Annotated in this window: 1 protein-coding gene; it reads right to left on the reverse strand. The window is 34.4% G+C overall.

Annotated elements, in window-relative coordinates; translation table 11 throughout:
- Positions 1-12 precede the first annotated feature (12 nt).
- On the reverse strand, positions 13-218 hold a 206-nt coding region (locus NXS07_RS21530; RefSeq protein ID WP_258087709.1), incomplete at its 5' end, for a hypothetical protein.

Genomic DNA, 218 nt, shown 5'->3' on the forward strand with positions numbered 1-218 from the left:
AAGTGAAAGAACTCACCACCCGGTTGACAGATAATTTCCAGACTTTAAGTCCTGCATCTTCAAGTTAATTGCGTATATAGTTTTAATAGCATTATCAGGTAATTTTATTCTGGCTTCGTACATCGATGAAGCAGAGATAGAATTATATTGCGGAAGTGGTATTTTTTCACGAATGCAGTCATCCCATATTTCATTGATAATATAAGCATATCCATGAT

The organism is Xenorhabdus bovienii, from assembly GCF_024721015.1.
In the GTDB taxonomy this organism is placed as follows: domain Bacteria; phylum Pseudomonadota; class Gammaproteobacteria; order Enterobacterales; family Enterobacteriaceae; genus Xenorhabdus; species Xenorhabdus bovienii.